Here is a 20,007-nt window from a genome sequence, read left to right on the forward strand (position 1 = left end):
GTCTCATCGGATGCCGTCCAGCCGCCAGCGCGGGGCGGCTGCGCCGTCGCCCAGACGGACGACGACCTTCGACGGCAGGCGGGCGTCGTGGAACGGCGACTCGTTGGAGTCCATCTGGTATCCGGCGGTGTTGAGGTAGACCAGGTGGTCACCGCGGCGTACGGGCTGCGGGAAGCCGATCTTCCGCCAGGTGACCATGTCGCTCTCCAGGCAGGTCGAGCCCGCGACACAGGCCGGGAACAGCTCGTCGGCACCCGGCCGGGCGGACATCAGCAGCGGGTCGGGGAGGTAGTCGCTGTTGAACCACTGCTCGGAGAGGCTGAAGCTGCTTCCGGCGACGGTGACGATCGCGTACCCGTCGGACTCCCGCCGGTCGTCCACCTGTTGTACGCGGAAGAGGGTGAATCCCGCCTGGTCCAGCAGGGCCCGGCCGGGCTCCACGACGAACCGGATGCCGTGGCGTCCCGCCTTCGCGGCGAGGCTTTCGCCGCTCTCGACCGGGTACGCCATGATCGCGCGGACCGCCTGGTCGGCGGGCTGGCCGCCGTACGGGTAGAAGTCGGCGAAGTCCTTGGCCGCGTGGTAATGGGCCGGTTCGTTCTGTGCGAGGAACTCGTTCCAGAGCCGAGGTTCTACGTAGCGGACCGGCAGTCCGCCGCCGATGTCGACCAGTTCGGCGGTCGTCGAGCCGCGCCGCCGGGCGTCGAGGCAGTGCTCGATCATCTCGTTCGCCGCCGTCGCGCGTTCCGCGCTGGAGTAGCCGTTGAGGTGGAAGGAGAAGCCTCGGAGGCTGATGTGTTCCGCGAGTTCCGCGCAGAGACCGACGGCGGCCGCGCGCTCGGCGTCGGACATTCCGAAGCGGCTTGCCGGTTGACTGGTGGTCCGGGACCGCAGCAGCACCACGGCCTGTCTCCGTGCGAGCCGGGCGGTCGCGGCGAGCCGACGGAGTTCGCTGGTCGAGTCGACGGCGACCAGGCAGCCGTGCTGAACGGCGAGAGCGTGCAGCGTGTCGTCCTTCTCCGGTCCGGAGACTCCGATCCGGTGTCCGGGCACTCCGCCGGCCAGCGCCTTGATCAGTTCGGAGGTGCTGGCGACATCGACCCCGATCCCCAGGGCTGCAGCCGAACTAACGTAGCAGTCAGCCTTGTTCGCCTTCTTGGCGAAGAGGATCCCGGTATCGGCGGCCGACTCGGCGAACGCCCGGCGAAGCCTGACGACGTTGTCCTCGAAGACCTCGGGCAGTACGACGTGCAGGGGAGACCCCAGGCCGTCCAGGAGGTCGGCCAGCAGGGCACGGTGATCCGCCAGGAGCGCGGAGACGAGGGGATGCCGGAGTGCGGTGAGCGCGAAGGGCCGGGGTGCGACCGCCGGACGCTCCAGCACTTGTCGAGGGATGAGCACCCCATACTTCTATATGATTATGACACTCATTTTCAACATGCTCCGAATGACCTCCGCGTTAAGTAATGGAATGGTCGTTTTCGCCTCCCATGCGTGTCGGACTCCACAGACGGGTCGAGTTGGGGGGGTAGCCGAACGCCTGGGGTGTTCGTCGGCTGCTCACGGTGCACGCCGAACTCGAACGTGCGGGGCGGACGTCCATGACGGTCGGGGTCCGGGTCACCGCCGAGCGGTGGAACGCGGCCGGGCCCGGTACTGAGGTCGCGACCGGGCGGCTCACGTTCGTCGCCATCGATGCCGACGGCAGGCCACGCCCCGTACCGGGCTTGGTGACGCCCGGAGTCGTCTAGAAGCCGGAAGCGGCCGGGGCGTCGGGCACCGGCCCTACCCGCGGCCCGCCCCTCGGTCCGGCCGTGCGTCGGGGTCGGTCACCGGGTAGGGGACGAAGGTGCTGCTGTCCGGGTCGATGCGCAGGGCGCGGCCGAGCGGCGGTGCGGCGCGCTGGGGGCAGTCGAGGCGTTCGCAGACCCGGCAGCCCATGCCGATCGGGGTGGTGGCCGAGGCGTTGTCGAGGTCGAGGCCATCGGAGTAGACGAGGCGGTGGGCGTGGCGGATCTCGCAGCCCAGGCCGATCGCGTACGTCTTGCCGGGTTCGCCCCAGCCGCCGCGGTGCCGGGTGACCGCGCGGGCCGTCCACAGGTAGCGCTGCCCGTCGGGCATCTCGGCCACCTGGACGTGGATGCGGCCGGGGGCGGCGAAGGACTCGTACACGTTCCACAGCGGGCAGGTGCCGCCGGCCCGGCGCCGAGCGGCTGTGGCGGCAGCTGCACGAGCGGGACTACATCCACGCCCTCGGCGCGCTCACCGGCGGTCAGGCGGTCCAGCAGGTCAAGGCGGGCCTGCAGGCGATCTACCTGTCCGGCTGGCAGGTCGCCGCCGACGCCAACCAGGCAGGCCACACCTACTACGACCAGAGTCTCTACCCGGCCAACTCCGTCCCGCAGGTGGTGCGTCGGATCAACAACGCGCTGCTGCGCGCCGACCAGATCGCCACCGCCGAGAACGCCGGCGACACGACCGACTGGCTGGCGCCGATCGTCGCGGACGCGGAGGCCGGCTTCGGCGGCCCGCTGAACGCCTTCGAGCTGACCAAGGCGATGATCGCCGCCGGTGCAGGCCGAATCCGGCTTCGCCACCGCCACCGACATCGACACCGGCATGGAGCTCGGCTGCGCCCACCCCATGGGCCCGCTGAAACTCGCCGACCTGATCGGCCTGGACACCGTCGCGTTCGTCGCCGAGTCGCTCTACGACGAGTTCAAGGAACCCCTCTACGCCCCTCCCCCGCTGCTCCAGCGGATGGTGGAGGCAGGACTGCTGGGCCGAAAGACCGGCCGGGGCTTCCACACCTACGACCAGGGCTGAGGGCCTGGTACGACGCGGGCTGAGGGGCCCGCACGGCCGCCGGGGTGAGGGTCCCGGCGGTGGACAGGGGAAGGGCGAGAAGCGCGAGCGCGGCGCTTCCCGCCCCTCGGCGTTCCTCCTCCGACGTGCTCTGTGTCACCTTCCAGATCCTGGACGGCTGAGGGGCGACACCCCCTAGGGTGGCCGGAGCAGCTGGTTCGCCCCGTCCGCCAGGCGGGGCGTCGCAAGAGGGAACCCGGTGGGAATCCGGGACTGCCCCGCAGCGGTGAGCGGGAACGACCGCCGTCATACGCACTGGGCCCGACGTACCGGACCTGGGAAGCGACGGCCAGTAGGTGTCCTCCGGCCAGGAGGACGTGCTCGCGAGTCCGAAGACCTGCCAACTGCCCGTGCGCGGACCATTCCGCGCACGGAGATCTCGGTGACCTCGAGGGCGGGTCGGCGTACATACCAGGCGGACGACCGCGCTTTGTCGCGCGAGGTCGGTTCCGTCCGGTTCGTCATCCCTTCGCGTTCTCGTCCCGTCTCCGGGATCTCAGGGAATCGTCTCGCGAAGGAGATCTCCGTGACCAGCAAGTCCGCAGCCGCGGCAGCACGGGCCACCGTCTACGGCTACCCCCGCCAGGGACAGAACCGGGAACTGAAGAAAGCGATCGAGGGCTACTGGAATGGCCGCGTCACCGCCGACGCCCTCCGCTCCACAGCCGCCGACCTGCGCGCCGCCAACTGGCGGCAGCTCGCCGACGCCGGCATCCACGAAGTGCCGACCGGTGACTTCTCGTACTACGACCACGTCCTCGACACCACCGTCATGGTCGGCGCGATCCCCGAGCGCCACCGCGCCGCCGTCGAGGCCGACGCCGTTGATGGCTACTTCGCCATGGCCCGTGGCACCCAGGACGTCGCGCCGCTGGAAATGACCAAGTGGTTCGACACCAACTACCACTACCTCGTGCCCGAGTTGGGCCCGGACACCGTGTTCACGGCAGACTCGACGAATCAGGTCGCCGAGCTGAAGGAGGCCCTGGCGCTGGGCCTGACCGCCCGCCCGGTCCTGGTCGGCCCCGTCACCTACCTGCTCCTCGCCAAGCCCGCACCGGGCGTCCCCACGGACTTCGAACCGCTGACCCTGCTCGACCGTCTGCTGCCGGTGTACGCCGAGGTGCTCGCCGACCTGCGCGTGGCTGGCGCCGAGTGGGTGCAGCTGGACGAGCCCGCCTTCGTGCAGGACCGCTTCCCTGCGGAACTGAACTCCGTCGAGCGCGCCTACTGCGACCTCGGGGCGCTGACCGACCGGCCGAAGCTGCTGGTCGCCTCGTACTTCGACCGGCTCGGCAAGGCACTGCCGGTGCTGGCGAAGGCCCCGGTCGAGGGCCTCGCCCTGGACTTCACCGAGGCCGCCGCGGCCAACCTGGACGCGCTCGCCGTCGTCGGCGGTCTGCCCGGCAAGCGACTGGTCGCCGGTGTCGTCAACGGCCGCAACATCTGGATCAACGATCTGTCGAAGTCCCTGTCCATCCTCGGCACCCTGCTGGGCTTGGCGGACCGGGTCGACGTCGCCGCCTCCTGCTCCCTCCTCCACGTGCCGCTCGACACCGCGTCCGAGTGGGACATCGAGCCGCAGATCCTGCGCTGGCTGGCCTTCGCGAAGCAGAAGACCGCCGAGATCGTCACCCTCGGGCGGGGCCTCGCCCAGGGCACCGACGCCATCACCGCCGAACTCGCCGCCAATCGCGCCGACTTGGCCTCCCGCGCGGGCTCGCCGATCACCCGCGACCCGGCCGTACGCAACCGTGCCGAGGCCGTCACGGACGCCGACACGCGCCGGTCCCAGCCGTACGGCGAACGTGCCGCGGCCCAGCGCGGCCATCTCGGGCTGCCGCTGCTGCCGACCACTACCATCGGGTCGTTCCCGCAGACCGGCGAACTGCGCGTCGCGCGGGCGGACTTGCGCGCCGGGCGGATCGACACCGCCGGCTACGAGGAACGCATCAAGGCGGAGATCCAGGAGGTCATCTCCTTCCAGGAGAAGACCGGCATCGACGTCCTGGTGCACGGCGAGCCCGAACGCAACGACATGGTCCAGTACTTCGCCGAGCAGCTCACCGGCTACCTCGCCACCCAGCACGGCTGGGTCCAGTCCTACGGCACCCGGTACGTCCGCCCGCCGATCCTGGCCGGCGACATCTCGCGGCCCGAGCCGATGACGGTGCGCTGGACGTCGTACGCCCAGTCCCTCACCTCGCGCCCTGTGAAGGGCATGCTCACCGGCCCGGTCACGATGCTGGCCTGGTCCTTCGTCCGCGACGACCAGCCCCTCGGCGAGACGGCCCGCCAGGTCGCCCTCGCCCTGCGCGACGAGGTGAACGACCTGGAGGCCGCGGGCACATCGGTGATCCAGGTGGACGAGCCCGCACTGCGCGAGACGCTGCCGCTGCGCGCCGCGGACCACTCTGGCTATCTGGCATGGGCTACGGAAGCCTTCCGGCTCACCACCGCCGGCGTCCGCCCGGACACCCAGATCCACACCCACATGTGCTACGCCGAGTTCGGCGACATCGTCCAAGCCATCGACGACCTCGACGCCGACGTCATCAGCCTGGAGGCGGCCCGCTCCCACATGCAGGTCGCCCGCGAACTCGCCGCCCACGGATACCCGCGCGAGGCCGGTCCCGGTGTGTACGACATCCACTCGCCGCGCGTTCCCAGCACGGAGGAGGCCGCCGCGCTGCTGCGCACGGGCCTGAAGGCGATCCCGGCCGAACGACTGTGGGTCAACCCCGACTGCGGCCTGAAGACCCGCGCCTGGCCCGAGACCCGGGCCTCCCTGGAGAACCTGGTCACCGCCGCGCGCACCGTGCGCGGCGAGCTGGCCGCTTCCTGACCACGGTGTCGTGTGGGCCGGGGCGCCTCGAGGGGCCCCGGCCCACCGGCCACTGGTGCGCACGATTTCAGCCACGGTAGGATCTCGCGGCTTTGGCCCTCACCGGCGTCGGGCGGAGCTGCGGGCCCGGCTCGACCGGGTGCGCGGTGCCGTGGCGGGGCGGGACCGGCCGCGCGTCGTCGCCCCGGCCTGGAAGGACTTCAGCCGGAACGCACCGGTGCCGGCCGGCTTGGCGGGGTCGGAGTAACGGGAGCTGACGATCGGGGTGCCCAACGTGCCCAGCAGACCGGGGAGTTCGGCGCTCGGCCGGTTCAGCCGGAGTTCGAGGGTGCTCTTACCGGCGGCGCGGCTCTGCTTCAGGTCGACGACCGACAGCAGGCCCTGCGCGAAGTGCGTGGTCGCCTTCGGGTCAAGGATGCGGGCGAAGCTGAAGAGCACGTCCTCAGGGGTGAGCTTCTTCCCGTCGTGGAACGTGGCGTCCCGCAGGGTGAACCGCCACACCGTCGTGTCGGCGTTGGACTCCCACTTCTCGGCCGGCCTCGGCACCGGCGCCATGTTCCCGTCCAACTCCACGAGCCGGTCGAACAGCGCCTTGGTGCGGGCCATGTCGATGGCCAGCGACTCCGCGTGCGGGTCGATCGTCTCCTGTTCCCCGCCCCCGGTGAAGAGGGCCCGGAACTGCCCGCCGCGCTGGGGCTTCGTCTTGCCGTCCGCCGAACCGCCGCTGCCCGATCCGGTGCCCGCCCGCAGCCGGTGAGGGCGAGGGCGCCGGCGGTCCTGGCCGCGCCGGCCAGGGGGCGGCCACCCGGCCGGCGGCCCCGGACCGCCCAGCCCGGCAGGGAGACGCACTCGCGCCGTGTCGGTGCGCCCAGGCGCTCAGCCCGCTGAGCGGGCGGCAGCAGCCGGGGTCGGCAGCAGTGCCGCGACCGGGAGTCACAGCAGCCACAGAACGGTGCGCAGCCACTCGCCGTACCAGACGTGCCAGATCCTTACGGGCGGCGTCCTCGTCCTTCGACGACACGGAACAAGGCCGGGCGGCGCCCGGTAGCGGTGTCGGGGTGGCCTCGGCGGCGAGGGTGGCGGCCTCGAATCCCCGCCGCCGTCGACGGCGTTGGGCCGCCCCGTCGACCTCGCTCGCGGACGTGTTCGCGAATCCGGAACCACGTCGCCGCATCGGTTGCGGCACTTCCCTATCTGCGGCCACGCACCAGCAGGTAGAGGAAGTACGGCGTGCCGATCACAGCGGTCATCAGACCGGCGCCGAGCTGGGCCGGTGCGATGACGGTGCGGCCCACCAGGTCCGCGGTGCACACGAGGACGGCGCCGAGGAGCACCGCGACGGGCACCACGCGGGCGTGTTGGCGGCCCACGAGGGCGCGGGCCGCGTGCGGGGCGACGAGTCCCACGAAGCCGATGGTTCCGGCGGCGGCCACGGCGGTGGCGCTGAGCAGCACGCTCAGGACGAGGAAGCCGAGGCGCCCGCGTCCGAGGTCGAGGCCGAGGAGTCGTGGGGTGTCCTCGTCGAGTGAGACGAGGTCGAGTTCGGTGCGCCGAGCGACCGCGACGGCCACGCCCACGGCGAGTGCGACGGCGAGGGGCACCACGTCGGGCAGGGTCCGGCCGTATGTGGAGCCGGACAGCCAGGTGAGCGCCTTCGTGGCGTTGAACGGGTCGGTGAGAATGATGAGCAGGCTGACCAGGGCGGCCGCCCCCGAGTGGATGGCGAATCCGACGAGAACGAGCCGGGTCTGCTGAAACCCGCCCCGCGCGGCGAGCCCGAAGAGCAGGACGGAGGCGCCCGCGGCGCCCGCGCACGCGGCACCGGCCACGCCCCACCCGCTGGCCAGGGGCACGGTGGTCACGAGGAGCACGGCGCCGAGCGCGGCGCCGCCGGAGACGCCCATGATGCCGGGCTCGGCGAGCGGGTTGCGGGTCACGGCCTGGACGAGCGTCCCGGCCAGGGCGAGGGCGGCGCCCGCGAGGAGGGCGGCGAGGACCCGGGGCACGCGGGTGTCAAGGACGAAGCCGATGGTCTGTCCGGCCCGGCCCAGTGCCCAGTTGGTGACGTCGCCGAGGAGCAGCTTGGCGTCGCCGAGGAGGACGGCCGCGATGGTCACGCCCACGAATGCCGCGACCAGGGCGGCCGTGACGGCGAGAAGGGCCGCGCGGCTCCTGATGCGCAGCCGGTCGGTGGCGACGCCGGCGGTGTCCCGCAGCCGCGCGGCCATGACCATCACGAAGACGGCCCCGACAAGGCTGGTCACGACGCCGGTCGGCACGGCGACGGCCGTGTCCGCCGGCACGAGGGTGCGCAGCAGCACGTCCGCGCCGAGCACGAGCCCGGCGCCGACGAGACCCGCGACCGGTATGCCGATACGGGACCGCGCGAAGCCGCGGAACCTGTGGGCGAGGGGACGGACGAGTGCCGGGGCGCACAGGCCGACGAAACCGACCGGACCGGCCAGGGTGACGGCGGCCGCGGCGAGCAGGGCCGCGAGCACGACCGCGGTCATGCGGGTGGCGCGGACGGGTACGCCGAGGCCGCGGGCGGCGTCGTCGCCGAGGGCCAGGGCGTCGACCCGGCGGGCGAGGAGCAGCAGCCCGAGGAGGCTGATGACACCGATGGGCGCCATCTGCAGGACGCCGTCGAAACCGTTCTGGGAGATGCTTCCCTGGTTCCAGTGGTAGACGCCCTCGGCTTCCTGGGGGAACAGCAGGACCAGTCCCTCGGTCATGGCGGTCAGACCGAGGGTCAGGGCACTGCCGACCAGCACGAGGCGGATGGTGCCGGAGCCCAGGCCGGACAATCCGAGCACGACGGCCGCGGCGGTGAGTCCGCCGGCGAAGGCGATGCCGGAGGAGGCGAACAGCGGGAGCGAGAGGCCGGTGGCGGCGGTGAGCCCGAGGGCGAAGTAGGAGCCGGCGTTGATGGCGAGGGTGTCGGGCGCGGCGAGGACGTTGCGGCTGACCGCCTGCAGGGCGGCGCCCGCCATGCCGAGGACGACCCCGACGAGCAGCCCCGCCGTCATCCTCGGCAGCCGCGAGGCGATGACGACGGACGCGTCGGCGGCGTCGGCGCGGCCTGTGAGGGCCTTGAAGACCTCGGTGGCGCCGACGGAGGCGGTGCCCTGGGTGATGTCGACGAGTGCGAGGCCCGCGACGAGGAGGAGCAGTGCGGCCGTCACCGCGGCCGCGGCCGTGCGGGACGTGGCCGCCGACGGACGGGTGGCGGGGGTGGTCGCGGTGACGGCCATGGTGCTGCTTCTTCCCTACTTCTTCGTCAGCTCGGCGACGACGGAGTCGACGTACTTGTTCATCGACTCGGGACCGCCGAACATCCAGATGCCGTCGGGGAGGCGGTGGACGTTGCCCTTCTTGACGAACGGCAGCGAGGTCCACACCTTGTCCTTGGCGAGGGCGCCGGTGAACGGGGTGCTGTTCTGGTCGCCGTCGTTGCCGATGTAGGCGAAGTGCACGTCGGCGCCCAGCTTGGTCAGGCCCTCGACGTCCGTCGTGCCGAGGCCGTACGCCGGGTCGCCCTTGACCGACCAGTCGTTCTTCAGGCCGAGCTCCTCGTTGACCGCGCCGATGAGCGAGCCGCTGGTGAACGGGCGGATCGACGTCTGGTTGGAGACGACGTACCCGTCGGCGAAGGCGTACTTCGCACCCGCGAGCCCGGCTCCCGCGAGAGTCTCCTTGCCCTCCTTGATCTTCGCCTCGAACTGCTTCTTGAGTTCGCCGGCCTTCTCGGTGGTGCCGGTGGCCTGGGCGAGCAGATCGAGGTTCTTCGTCATCTGCCCGATCGGGTCGGCCGCGTTGGCCGACTTCACCTCCACCACCGGGGCGACCTTGCGCAGTTGCTTCACGGCGGCCGGCGGCAGGTCGGTGCTGGCGACGATGAGGTCCGGCTGCAGGGCGGCGATGGTGTCCATGCTGGGCTCGCCGCGGGTGCCGACGTCCTTGGGCTCGTTCTTCAGCGGGACCGCGCTGTCCCAGGTCTTGTAGCCCTTGACGTCGGCGACGCCGACCGGGTCCACGCCCAGCGAGATCAGCAGCTCGACCTCGTGCCACTCGGTACCGACGACCTTCTTGGCCGGACCGTTCAGGACGACCTTCTGGCCGGAGGCGTCGGTGAGGGTGATCTTCTCGGCGGTGTTCTTCGCCCTGTCGTCGGCGGGGGGCTCGGTGGTCCCGCAGGCGGAGCTCGCCGGGCGGATCGCGGAGCCGGTCACAGCACTGGCCAGGGCTGCTGCGCGTTCTTCGGGCTTCACCCGTCAGAGCAGGTTTTTCGGCTTGCCATACCGCGTGCAGGCGCTCGGAGCGTCAAACGAGCGTCACAGCCGACCACCCGTCCCTCCCTGTACAGGACGGAGGAGGCTTCCCCGAGATCGCCGCAGCGTCCAGTGCCGTGCCCATCGCCCCCAAAAAGTTCGAACACGGCTTGGGCCCATGCGCAGCGTGGGCTGGTCAAGCGGAGCTGGCGCGGTAGTGGGCACGGCCTTTTCTCCTGAGCCGCGCGCGGGTTCGCATCCTGCCGGTGACACTCCGGATCGCGCTGCCGGCGACCGCGAGTACCGCAGACACTCCGGCGGAAGTAGGTAAGGCCGTGGTAACTTCCGGGCGCCAGTCGCACTCGTGCACACGGACGTCCGCGTGCACGGGTCAGGGAATCCGGTGAGAGTCCGGAACTGACGCGCAGCGGTGAGGGTGACGGGCGGGGCGACAACCACTGGACCCGGCCATGGCCGGGTCTGGGAAGGTGCCCCGTCAGGATGATCCCGAGTCCGAAGACCTGCTGGCAGCCGACCGTCCGAACGGGCCCCGCGCATGGGCCCCGACGCCTAGGAAGCCAACGTGCAGCTGTCACGTCCCGCCCACTGTTCCCTTCTGCTCCTGACCGGGGCCCTGTTGCTGACCGCGTGCGGTTCGGGCTCGTCGTCCGACGCGTCAGGGAAGTCCGCCGAAGCCGGGGCCCGGGCTGTCACACTCGACAACTGCGGGCAGAAAGCGACGGTCGAGGCCCCGCCGAAGCGGGCCGTGTCCCTGAACCAGGGCACCACCGAGATCATGCTCTCCCTCGGGCTTGCCGACCGGATGGTGGGCACCGCCACCTGGACCGACCCGGTCATGAAGGGGCTGGAGAAGCCCAACGCGAAGGTGCCCCGGCTCGCCGACAACGCGCCGTCGTTCGAGAAGGTCCTGAACACCGAGCCGGACTTCGTCGCCTCCTCCTTCGCCTCCACCCTCAGCAAGGGCGGGGTTGCCCCACGCGAGAAGTTCGAGGAACTCGGAGTGCCGACGTATCTCTCGCCCGCCGACTGCGAGGGCAAGGACAACAGCGGCGACGGCGACGGCTCACGGACGAAGCCGCTGGCCATGGACACCGTCTATCGCGAGGTGCGTGAACTGGCCCGGACCTTCGGGGTGGAGGAGCGCGGCGAGAAGCTGGTCACGGAGCTGAACGACCGGGTTACCAAGGCCACCTCCGGGATCGACGCCAAGGACACCACGATCCTGTACTGGTTCGCCAACCAGGAGTCCCCCTACATGGCAGGCTGCTGCGGCGCACCCGGCATCATCACGAACACGCTCGGCGCGAAGAACGTCTTCGACGACAGTACGCAGGAGTGGCCCCAGATCAACTGGGAGACCGTCGCCGACCGCAACCCCGGCGTGCTGGTCATCGGCGACCTCACCCGTAAGTCGCAGACCGCGGAGACCGCCGCGAAGAAGATCGCGTTCCTGGAGTCCAATGCGGCGACGCGGAACATGGACGCGGTGAAGAACAACCGGTACGTGCTGCTCAGCGGGCAGGCCATGAACCCCACGATCCGCACCGTCGAGGGAGTCGAGAAGGTCGCCGCCGCGCTGCGCGAGTACGGACTCGGCGGATGACCACCGCTCTGCACAGGCCCGCGGCCCGCCCGCCGCGGTCCGCCGCCGGTACCCTGCGGACCGCGGCCGGCCTGGGCACCGGGCTGGCGGTGCTCGCGGCATCCGTCGCCGTGGCCGTCACCATCGGCCCGGCGGACATCGGCGTCGGCGACGTCTGGTCCGCGGTCGCCTCCCATCTGGGATGGGGCACGACGGAGTTGTCCCCGATCCGAAACGGCATCGTGTGGAACCTGCGGCTGCCGCGCACCCTGCTCGCCGCGGTGTGCGGGGCCGGGCTCGCCGTGTGCGGGGCGGTGATGCAGTCGCTGCTGCGCAACCCGCTCGCCGACCCGTTCGTCCTCGGGGTCTCCTCCGGAGCGTCGACCGGCGCCGTCGTCGTGGTCGTCCTCGGTGCGGGGGGCGGTGTTCTGTCCATCTCGGGGGGCGCGTTCGTGGGCGCGCTCGGCTCGTTCGCGCTGGTGCTGCTGCTCAGCCACACCCTCGGCGGGGCCACGGACCGGGTGGTGCTGTCCGGGGTGGCCGCCATGCAACTGTTCTCCGCGCTGACCTCGTTCGTGGTGATGACGGCCGCCGACGCGGAGACCACCAGGGGCGTGCTGTTCTGGCTGCTCGGGTCGCTCAGCGGGGCCGGCTGGAGCGAGGTGTGGCTCTGCCTGGCCGTCCTGGCACTCGCGCTGGTGGTGTGTCTCGGGTACGCGCGCACGCTGGACGCCTTCGCCTTCGGCCAGGACGCGGCGGCCACCCTCGGCGTCGCGGTCGCCCGGACCCGGCTGGTGCTGCTGTGCGTGACCGCGCTGCTGACGGCCGCTCTGGTCAGCGCGGCGGGCGCGATCGGCTTCGTCGGGCTCGTCCTGCCGCACGCCGCACGCGCCCTTGTGGGCCCGGGGCACGGCCGCCTGCTGCCGGTCACCGCGCTGGCCGGGGCGGTGTTCCTGGTGTGGGCCGACACCCTGGCCCGTACCGTCCTCGACCCCCAGGAGGTACCGGTCGGCGTGGTGACTTCCCTTGTCGGCGTCCCGGCGTTCGTCCTGGTCCTGTACCGCACGAGCACGAGCACGAGGAGGACGCGATGACCGCCGGTACGGATGAGCAGGCGGCCGCGGCGCAGCTGTCCACCCTCGCCGCCGACCGCGTCAGACGCTCCATCGACGGACGGCTGATCCTCGACGGTGTCAGCATCACCCCCCGCCCCGGCTCCGTGACCGGACTGCTCGGCCCCAACGGCTCCGGGAAGTCCACATTGCTGCGGCTGCTGTCCGGCGTCCTCGCCCCCACCTCCGGGGTCGTCACCCTCGACGGACGCCCCCTGCCCGACTGGGGCCGCCGCCCCGTAGCCCGGCGCGTGGCGGTCGTCGAGCAGCAGGCGGACGCCCTTGTCGAGTTGACCGTCCTCGACGTCGTACGCCTCGGCCGCATCCCGCACCGCCGCGCCTGGACCCCCGCCACCGAGGCGGACGAGAACGCCGTACGCACCGCCCTGGAGCGCACCGGCCTGACCGACCGCGCCGGCCAGCCCTGGCACACGCTCTCCGGCGGCGAACGCCAGCGCGCACAGATCGCCCGCGCCCTCGCCCAGGAGCCCCGTGAACTGCTGCTGGACGAACCGACCAACCACCTCGACATCCACCACCAGCTCGACCTGCTGCACCTCGTCGCCGAACTGCCCGTCACCAGTGTCGTCGCCCTGCACGACCTCAATCTGGCCGCCATGTACTGCGATCAGGTCGTCGTCCTGCGGAACGGACGAGCGGTGGCCGCCGGCACTCCGGCCGCCACCCTCACCGAGTCCCTGATCGCCGACGTCTACGGGGTACGGGCCACGGTGACCCGTGCCGGGTCCGGCGACCGGCCGCACATCCGCTTCCTGGGGACGGTCGCCGGGAAGTGATGGTCCTGGCCGGCGGTCAGCCCGGCCCACCGTTGTCGACCGGGTACGGCACCAACGTGCTGCTGTTGTGGTCGATGCGCAAGAGTCGTCCGAGCGGCGGGGCCGCGCGTTGGGCGCGGTCGAGGCGTTCGCAGACCTGGCAACCCGTCCGATGGAGGTGGCGGAGGAGCCGTTGGTGAGGTCGAGGCCGCCGGAGTGGACCAGGCGGTGGGCGTGGCGGATCTCGCAGCCCAGCCCGATGGCATACGTCCTGCCCGGCTCGCCGCAGCCGCCGCGGTTACGGGTGACCGCACGGGCTGTCCACAAGTACCGCCGTCCGGCCGGCATTTCGGCGACTGGACATGGATCCGGCCTCGAAAGGCGAGTCAGCGGAATCAGGCGGCCGCCGCACCCCGGACCCAGCCGCATCGCCAGCGGCCCTACGCCCCTGCTCACTGGACTGTCCAGTAGGGCTCGGGCGCAACCGCGCCCGCGCTCGCCGAGCCGTGGAACAGCGAACCGGGCGGCAAGAGCTGGGTGTTCACCCCGCGGGACGCGAAGTTCCAGGACGGCGAGGCCGTCACCGCGAAGGCCGTCGCCGCCGCCGAGTCCGGCGCCTTCACCGACGCGGGACTTCGCGCCGCCGCCCGCGAGGCGATCGACACCTCCGTCATCGCCAAGGACGTGCACGAGGGCTACGAGCCAGCCCAGGGCCTCTACGGGCCGGCCCTGACCTGGGCGTCCGGCAAGCGCGTCGGGCCAAACGGCCGGGCGAAGGCCGCCGACCCCGACGGCAAGAGCATCACTATCGCCACCTACAACGACCGTCCCGAGCTGCCGGAGACCGCCCAGGTGCTCCAGCAGCAGCAGAAGAAGACCGGGTTCACGGTGAAGCTGGAAGTGCGCACGTCCGCGCGCCTCGAAAGCGACCTGCTGGCCGGGAAGTTCGACGCAGCCGTCTACTCCCGCAACATGATGCTGGACACCGGCGGCCCGGTCACCGTCCTTGGTAGCGACTACAGCTGCGACGGCTCCGACAACCTGTCGTTCCTGTGCGACAAGAACGTGGACGGCCTCGTCGCCGTCCGCCGACACTCGCCCCGCGCGGCGCTAGGTCCGCCATGTGCGCACCGCCCCACAGAGCCGCAGGTCGAAGCACGCTTCGCTCTCGCTGGACGAGCCACATCATGCGTAGGGGGACACAGGTCGAACGGACGGAGCAAGCTCGGAAAATCCCAAGGTCAGATGCCTATCGCACCGGCTCCAGAATCGCCACGCACTCCACGTGCGAGGTCATCGGAAACAGGTCGAACGCCCGCAGCGTGCGCGGCTTGTAGCCGCCCTCGCGGAAGTAGGCCAGGTCGCGCGCCAGCGCCGCCGGGTCGCAGGCCACGTAAGCGATGCGGCGGGCGCCGAGGCCCGAGAGGTGCTTGACCGTCTGCTTGCCCGCGCCCGCGCGGGGCGGGTCGAGGACGATCAGGTCGACCTCGGAGATCCGGGTGCGCGGCAGGACGGACTCCACCTTGCCCTGCTCGATGCGGACCCGGTCGAAGTGCTGGAGGTTGTGACGGGCGTCCTCCACCGCACGCTTGCCGGACTCGATGCCGAGGACCGCGCCCTGGTCGCCGACCCGGTCGGCGATCGCGCCCGCGAACAGGCCGACGCCGCAGTAGAGGTCGAGCGCCATGTCTCCCTTGCGCGGCAGGAGACCCTGCATCACGGCCTTGACCAGCATGTCGGCGGCCTGCGGGTGGACCTGCCAGAAGCCGCCCATGCCCACGCGGTACGTGCGCTCGTCTGCGCGCTCGCGGACGAAGGCGCGGCCGTGGACGCGGTGGACCGAGCCGTCGCGCTCCTCGACCCGGAGAACCGAGACGGGCTTGTCCAGTTCGACCAGGGGGAGGCGGCCGCCGGGGCGCGGGGTGAGGACGACCTGGCGGTCGCTCGACCCGGTCGCCGCGATCGCCTCGACCGTCTCCATCTGCGGCCAGTCCTGCTTCTCGATGCCCAGCTCGCTGACGCCCGGAGCGGCGATGAGGCAGTGGTCGATCGGCTGGACGTCGTGCGAACGGTGCTTGCGCAGACCGACCCGGCCGTCGGCGTCGATCGCGTACTGGACACGCGTGCGCCAGCCGGGCACCTCTCCCGCCGGGAGCTTGTCGCCCGGTGCCGGCATGACGGTGCCGTCCCAGCCGGCCTCCTCCGGGGTCAGGCCGGCGAGCCGCTGCAGCTGCTCCGCGATGACCTCGCCCTTGAAGCGGCGCTGCGCCCCCGGCTTGGCGTGCTGCCAGTCGCAGCCGCCGCACTTGCCGGGGCCGGCGTACGGGCAGGGCGCCTCGACGCGGTCCTTGGACGCCTCGATGACGCGCACGGCGTCGGCGCGCAGGAAACGGGAGTCCACCTCGCCCTCGGTGACCCTGGCCACGACCTTCTCGCCGGGCAGCGTGTGCCGGACGAACAGCACGCGGCCGTCTCCCGTGCGGGCGACGCAGTGGCCGCCGTGCGCGACCGGGCCGACCTCGACCTCGTACTCCTGCCCGACCAGCGAGGACTCAGGTGCGTTCTGCATGGTGGGGTGACTCCAGAGATCAAAGGGGGGCCCGAAGGGACAAGACCCACCAGTCTACGTCGGGCGGAAGGTCCTTCAGGCCTTGCCGCTGGGCTCCTTCGGTCGCTGGTCCACGAGGCCGCGGCGCACCGAGCCGGGGGCGTTCCAGTCCTGGCGCTTCCCGGCCCGCTTCTTCGCGGCCTCGGACGACACCAGCTGGTACGGCACCGACGTGACCATCACACCGGGGGTGAACAGCAGGCGGCCCTTGAGCCGCAGCGCGCTCTGGTTGTGCAGCACATGCTCGTACCAGTGGCCCACCACGTACTCGGGGATGACGACACTGACCACGTCGCGCGGACTCTCGGTCCGCAGGCCCTTCACGTATTCGATGACGGGCCGGGTGATCTCCCGGTAGGGCGAGTCGAGGATCTTCAGCGGCACGTTGATGCCGCGTCGCTCCCATTCCTTCTGCAGCGCCTTCGTCTCCGCGGGGTCGACGCTGATGCTGATCGCCTCGAGTGTGTCGAAGCGCATCGCCTTGGCGTAGGCGACGGCGCGCAGCGTCGGCCGGTGGACCTTGGAGACGAGCACGATCGCGTGGACGCGGGAGGGGCGGACGCTGTCGTCGCCGGGCTCGTCCGGTGCGGCGATCTCCTCGGCGACCCGGTCGTAGTGCTTACGGATCGCGGTCATCGTCCCGAAGAAGATCACCATGCCGAGCAGGGCGACCCACGCGCCGTGCGTGAACTTCGTGGCGAGCACCACGACCAGCACCAGGCCGGTGAAGAAGGCGCCGAACGTGTTGATCGCGCGCGAGCGGATCATGTGACGGCGCTTGGCCTTGTTGCGCTCCGCCTTCAGGTGACGGTTCCAGTGCCGGACCATGCCAGTCTGGCTGAGGGTGAAGGAGACGAAGACGCCCACGATGTAGAGCTGGATCAACTTCGTCGAGTCGGCTCCGTAGAGCCAGACCAGCAGGATCGCGGCGCCCGCGAGCAGCACGATGCCGTTGGAGAAGGCGAGCCGGTCGCCGCGGGTGTGCAACTGGCGCGGCAGATAGCGGTCCTGCGCAAGGATCGAGCCGAGCAGCGGGAAGCCGTTGTACGCGGTGTTCGCGGCGAGGAAGAGCACCAGGGCGGTGGCCGCGGCCAGCAGGACGAAGAAGAACGTGCCGGGCCCGAAGACGGCGGCCGCGACCTGCGAGATCACCGGGTTCTGTACGTAGTCGGGGCCGACGGGGACGCCGTTCGCGACAAGGTCCTTCGCGGGAAACTCCGCCATCTTCACGCCGGTGGCCATGGCGAGGCCGATGATGCCGCAGAACATGGTGACGGCGAGGACGCCCATGAGCAGCAGCGTCGTCGCCGCGTTCCGGCTCTTGGGCTTACGGAAGGCGGGGACGCCGTTGCTGATGGCCTCGACACCGGTCAGCGCGGCACAGCCGGAGGAGAAGGCGCGCAGCAGCAGGAAGAGGAGGGCGAAGCCGGCGAGGCCCTCGTGCTCCGGCTTGATCTCGTAGTCGGCGGTCGGGGCGCGCATGGAATCGTCGAGGACGATCCCCTTGAACGCACCCCAGACGATCATGATGAAGACACCGGCGACAAAGACGTACGTGGGAATCGCGAAGAGCTTTCCGGACTCCTTCACGCCCCGCAGGTTCATCAGGGTCAGCAGAACGATTATCCCGATGGCGCAGAACACCTTGTGCTCGACGACGAACGGGATCGCGGAGCCGAGGTTCTCCACCCCGGAGGAAATCGACACGGCGACGGTGAGCACGTAGTCGACGAGAAGTGCGCTGGCGACGGTGAGGCCGGCCTTCGGGCCGAGATTCGTGTTCGCGACCTCGTAGTCACCGCCGCCGCTCGGGTACGCGCGCACGTTCTGCCGGTACGAGGCGACGACCGTGAACATCAGCACCACGACAGCGGCGGCGATCCAGGGGCTGAAGTGGTACGCCGACACACCCGCGACGGACAGGACCAGCAGCACTTCGCCCGGCGCGTATGCCACGGAGGACAGGGGGTCGGAAGCGAAGACGGGGAGAGCGATGCGTTTGGGGAGGAGCGTCTCCCCCAGCTTCTCACTGCGCAGCGCCCGGCCGATCAGGATCCGTTTGGGGACGTCGGTCAGTTTGGACACGCTGAGGATCGTAAGCGTTCGATATGAGCCGAACCCAACCAGCGGGCCACAACCTGCGGGATCTTAACGCGTCTGCTCCACCGTGCCCTCTTGACGGACCGGACGACGGACCGCACGTACCCGCACGGGGCGGAGTCTGAGACCCTGTATTGCCTTACTGACTTGTACCGCCATTGACAGAGCCGGAAGGACGGTCGTGCACATCGTCATCATGGGTTGCGGGCGAGTGGGAGCCGCTCTCGCGCAGACCCTGGAGCAGCAGGGGCACACGGTCGCCGTCGTCGACCGCGACCCCACCGCCTTCCGCCGGCTGGGATCCGGGTTCGGCGGCCGGCGCGTCACCGGCGTCGGCTTCGACCAGGACACCCTGCGCGAGGCGGGCATCGAGGATGCCGGCGCGTTCGCCGCCGTCAGCAGCGGCGACAACTCCAACATCATCGCGGCGCGGGTCGCGCGCGAGATGTTCGGCATCGAGAACGTCGCGGCGCGTATCTACGACCCCCGGCGTGCCGAGGTCTACCAGCGCCTGGGCATCCCGACGGTCGCCACCGTCCGCTGGACCGCAGACCAGATGCTGCGGCGGCTGCTGCCGTCCGGTGCGGAGCCGCTGTGGAGCGATCCGAGTGGCGCGGTCCAGCTGGCCGAGGTGCACACCTCGCCGGCGTGGATCGGCCACAAGGTCAGCAGACTGCAGGAGGAAACGGGCGTGCGGGTCGCCTTCCTCACCCGGCTGGGCGAAGCGATCCTGCCGACCTCCCAGACGGTGCTGCAAGAGGGTGATCTCGTGCACGTGATGATGCGTACGAACGAGATCGCGAAGGTCGAGGAGGCCTTCTCGGAAGGCCCCGAGGAGGGCGGTCACTGATGCGGGTCGCTATTGCGGGCGCCGGTGCGGTGGGCCGTTCCATCGCGGGCGAGCTCCTGGAGAACGGGCACGAGGTACTCCTCGTCGACAAGGCGCCGACCGCGATCTCGGTCGAACGCGTACCGCAGGCCGAGTGGCTGCTGGCCGACGCCTGCGAGATCACGTCCCTGGACGAGGCGGCGCTGCAGCGCTGCAACGTGGTGATCGCCGCGACCGGTGACGACAAGGTCAACCTGGTCGTGTCACTGCTCGCCAAGACCGAGTACGGGGTGCCGAGGGTCGTCGCGCGGGTCAACAACCCGAAGAACGAGTGGCTCTTCAACGAGTCGTGGGGCGTGGACGTCGCCGTCTCCACGCCACGCCTGATGTCGGCGCTGGTGGAGGAGGCGGTGAGCGTCGGCGACCTCGTGCGGCTGCTGCGCTTCAGCCACGGCGACGCGAACCTCGTCGAACTGACGCTGCCGCCGGAGTCCGCGCTGGCGGGCACGCAGGTGGGCGCGGTGGCGTGGCCGCAGGACACGTCGCTGGTCACGATCATCCGGGGGTCGCGGGTTCTCACGCCGAGCCCGGAGGAGACGCTCGAGGCGGGCGACGAACTGCTGTTCGTGGCGGCGCAGGCGCGGGAGGAACAACTGGAGGACCTTCTCTCGGTCCGCCGCGAACTCCCGCCGTCGGAGGGCTGAGCCCGGGGGCGCCGGGCTCGCGCTTGGCCCGGTCCGGGGGTGTGGTGTTTCCGGGGTGTCCCCGTGGTGGCCCGGTCCGGGGGTGTGGTGTTTCCGGGGTGTCCCCGTGGTGGCCCGGTCCGGGGGTGTGGTGTTTCCGGGGGTGTCCCTGCCTTGTGGGTGGTGTGGGGGTCGGGGCCTCCGGAGGGGGGTGCCCGGAATGGCTTTCCTCACCGCGCTTCGCGCGAGTTGCGACGCTTTACTTCCGGACACCCCCCTCCTGCGACCCCGCCCCCCTCCCGCCGGTCGCGGGAC

Annotated in this window: 14 protein-coding genes, 5 pseudogenes and 2 riboswitches; of the genes and pseudogenes, 10 read left to right on the forward strand and 9 right to left on the reverse strand. The window is 70.9% G+C overall.

The annotated features are described in order from the left end of the window. Nucleotides 1-3: 3 nt before the first annotated feature. Nucleotides 4-1,383, reverse strand: coding sequence for an alanine racemase (locus ACZ4SA_RS12195; RefSeq protein WP_468272867.1), 1,380 nt, complete (start codon nt 1,381-1,383; stop codon nt 4-6). A 218-nt stretch (nt 1,384-1,601) separates the two neighbouring features. Here ACZ4SA_RS12195 and ACZ4SA_RS12200 point away from each other — a divergent pair, with 218 nt between their 5' ends. After that, entirely contained in the window at nt 1,602-1,751 is a 150-nt protein-coding gene (locus tag ACZ4SA_RS12200; protein WP_468272870.1) for a hypothetical protein, read from the forward strand. A gap of 34 nt (nt 1,752-1,785) precedes the next feature. Here the strand turns inward: ACZ4SA_RS12200 and ACZ4SA_RS12205 are convergent. Then, a pseudogene (locus ACZ4SA_RS12205) lies at nt 1,786-2,202 on the reverse strand (short-chain fatty acyl-CoA regulator family protein); the annotation flags it as partial. On the opposite strand from ACZ4SA_RS12205, the pseudogene ACZ4SA_RS12210 reads away from it, so the two are divergent. From ACZ4SA_RS12210 to metE, 3 genes and pseudogenes are all read left to right on the forward strand, one after another. Then, nucleotides 2,196-2,585 (forward strand): annotated as a pseudogene (locus tag ACZ4SA_RS12210) (isocitrate lyase); the annotation flags it as partial. The pseudogenes ACZ4SA_RS12205 and ACZ4SA_RS12210 sit on opposite strands and share 7 nt — an antisense overlap. Next, nucleotides 2,578-2,826, forward strand: a pseudogene (locus tag ACZ4SA_RS12215) (3-hydroxyacyl-CoA dehydrogenase family protein); the annotation flags it as partial. The pseudogenes ACZ4SA_RS12210 and ACZ4SA_RS12215, both read left to right, overlap by 8 nt. 189 nt (nt 2,827-3,015) lie before the next feature. Then, nucleotides 3,016-3,212: riboswitch (cobalamin riboswitch) on the forward strand. A gap of 179 nt (nt 3,213-3,391) precedes the next feature. Then, on the forward strand, nt 3,392-5,710 hold the full coding sequence (gene metE / locus ACZ4SA_RS12220; protein ID WP_468272872.1) for a 5-methyltetrahydropteroyltriglutamate--homocysteine S-methyltransferase: 2,319 nt from the start codon (nt 3,392-3,394) through the stop codon (nt 5,708-5,710). Between the two features lie 99 nt (nt 5,711-5,809). Here metE and ACZ4SA_RS12225 read toward each other — a convergent pair whose 3' ends face one another. The 3 genes from ACZ4SA_RS12225 to ACZ4SA_RS12235 form a co-directional block, all read right to left on the reverse strand. Next, nucleotides 5,810-6,559 (reverse strand): ABC transporter substrate-binding protein, encoded by a 750-nt coding sequence (locus ACZ4SA_RS12225; protein WP_468272875.1) that lies wholly within the window; start codon nt 6,557-6,559, stop codon nt 5,810-5,812. Nucleotides 6,560-6,900: 341 nt separating this feature from the next. Then, nucleotides 6,901-8,964 carry an iron ABC transporter permease gene (locus ACZ4SA_RS12230; protein ID WP_468272878.1) on the reverse strand — a complete coding sequence of 688 codons (2,064 nt, stop codon included), beginning with the start codon at nt 8,962-8,964 and terminating at the stop codon, nt 6,901-6,903. A gap of 15 nt (nt 8,965-8,979) precedes the next feature. Then, entirely contained in the window at nt 8,980-9,954 is a 975-nt protein-coding gene (locus ACZ4SA_RS12235) for an iron-siderophore ABC transporter substrate-binding protein (RefSeq protein WP_468273145.1), read from the reverse strand. Between the two features lie 363 nt (nt 9,955-10,317). Next, nucleotides 10,318-10,524, forward strand: a riboswitch (cobalamin riboswitch). Nucleotides 10,525-10,564: 40 nt separating this feature from the next. Between ACZ4SA_RS12235 and ACZ4SA_RS12240 the strand changes: the two genes are divergently transcribed. From ACZ4SA_RS12240 to ACZ4SA_RS12250, 3 genes are read left to right on the forward strand one after another with little or no spacing between them, the layout of a single operon-like run. Further along, nucleotides 10,565-11,605, forward strand: a complete 1,041-nt coding sequence (locus tag ACZ4SA_RS12240; protein WP_468272881.1) for an ABC transporter substrate-binding protein — start codon at nt 10,565-10,567, stop codon at nt 11,603-11,605. Next, nucleotides 11,602-12,678 carry a FecCD family ABC transporter permease gene (locus ACZ4SA_RS12245; protein ID WP_468272884.1) on the forward strand — a complete coding sequence of 359 codons (1,077 nt, stop codon included), beginning with the start codon at nt 11,602-11,604 and terminating at the stop codon, nt 12,676-12,678. The genes ACZ4SA_RS12240 and ACZ4SA_RS12245 overlap by 4 nt, the downstream gene beginning before the upstream one ends. Continuing rightward, on the forward strand, nt 12,675-13,493 hold the full coding sequence (locus tag ACZ4SA_RS12250) for an ABC transporter ATP-binding protein (protein ID WP_468272887.1): 819 nt from the start codon (nt 12,675-12,677) through the stop codon (nt 13,491-13,493). Before ACZ4SA_RS12245 ends, ACZ4SA_RS12250 begins: the two co-directional genes overlap by 4 nt. 16 nt (nt 13,494-13,509) lie before the next feature. On the opposite strand, the pseudogene ACZ4SA_RS12255 reads toward ACZ4SA_RS12250, so the two are convergent. Together ACZ4SA_RS12255 and ACZ4SA_RS12260 are read right to left on the reverse strand one after the other, a co-directional pair. Further along, nucleotides 13,510-13,846: pseudogene (locus ACZ4SA_RS12255) on the reverse strand (short-chain fatty acyl-CoA regulator family protein); the annotation flags it as partial. Between the two features lie 78 nt (nt 13,847-13,924). Continuing rightward, on the reverse strand, nt 13,925-14,146 hold the full coding sequence (locus tag ACZ4SA_RS12260) for a hypothetical protein (protein ID WP_468273165.1): 222 nt from the start codon (nt 14,144-14,146) through the stop codon (nt 13,925-13,927). Between ACZ4SA_RS12260 and ACZ4SA_RS12265 the strand changes: the two are divergent. Then, nucleotides 14,079-14,555, forward strand: a pseudogene (locus ACZ4SA_RS12265) (ABC transporter substrate-binding protein); the annotation flags it as partial. The gene ACZ4SA_RS12260 and the pseudogene ACZ4SA_RS12265 sit on opposite strands and share 68 nt — an antisense overlap. A 166-nt stretch (nt 14,556-14,721) precedes the next feature. Here the strand turns inward: ACZ4SA_RS12265 and ACZ4SA_RS12270 are convergent. Both ACZ4SA_RS12270 and ACZ4SA_RS12275 read right to left on the reverse strand, forming a co-directional pair. Beyond that, nucleotides 14,722-16,041, reverse strand: coding sequence for a class I SAM-dependent RNA methyltransferase (locus ACZ4SA_RS12270; RefSeq protein ID WP_468272890.1), 1,320 nt, complete (start codon nt 16,039-16,041; stop codon nt 14,722-14,724). A gap of 75 nt (nt 16,042-16,116) precedes the next feature. Next, a complete protein-coding gene (locus tag ACZ4SA_RS12275) occupies nt 16,117-18,165 on the reverse strand; it encodes an APC family permease (protein WP_468272892.1) in 2,049 nt (682 codons plus the stop codon). A 196-nt stretch (nt 18,166-18,361) separates the two neighbouring features. Between ACZ4SA_RS12275 and ACZ4SA_RS12280 the strand changes: the two genes are divergently transcribed. Both ACZ4SA_RS12280 and ACZ4SA_RS12285 read left to right on the forward strand, forming a co-directional pair. Then, entirely contained in the window at nt 18,362-19,030 is a 669-nt protein-coding gene (locus ACZ4SA_RS12280) for a potassium channel family protein (protein WP_468272895.1), read from the forward strand. Further along, nucleotides 19,030-19,713: a potassium channel family protein gene (locus tag ACZ4SA_RS12285; RefSeq protein WP_468272898.1), complete on the forward strand. Its 684-nt coding sequence runs from the start codon at nt 19,030-19,032 to the stop codon at nt 19,711-19,713. Before ACZ4SA_RS12280 ends, ACZ4SA_RS12285 begins: the two co-directional genes overlap by 1 nt. Nucleotides 19,714-20,007: the final 294 nt, after the last annotated feature.

Source organism: Streptomyces sp. NPDC027962, from assembly GCF_055566095.1.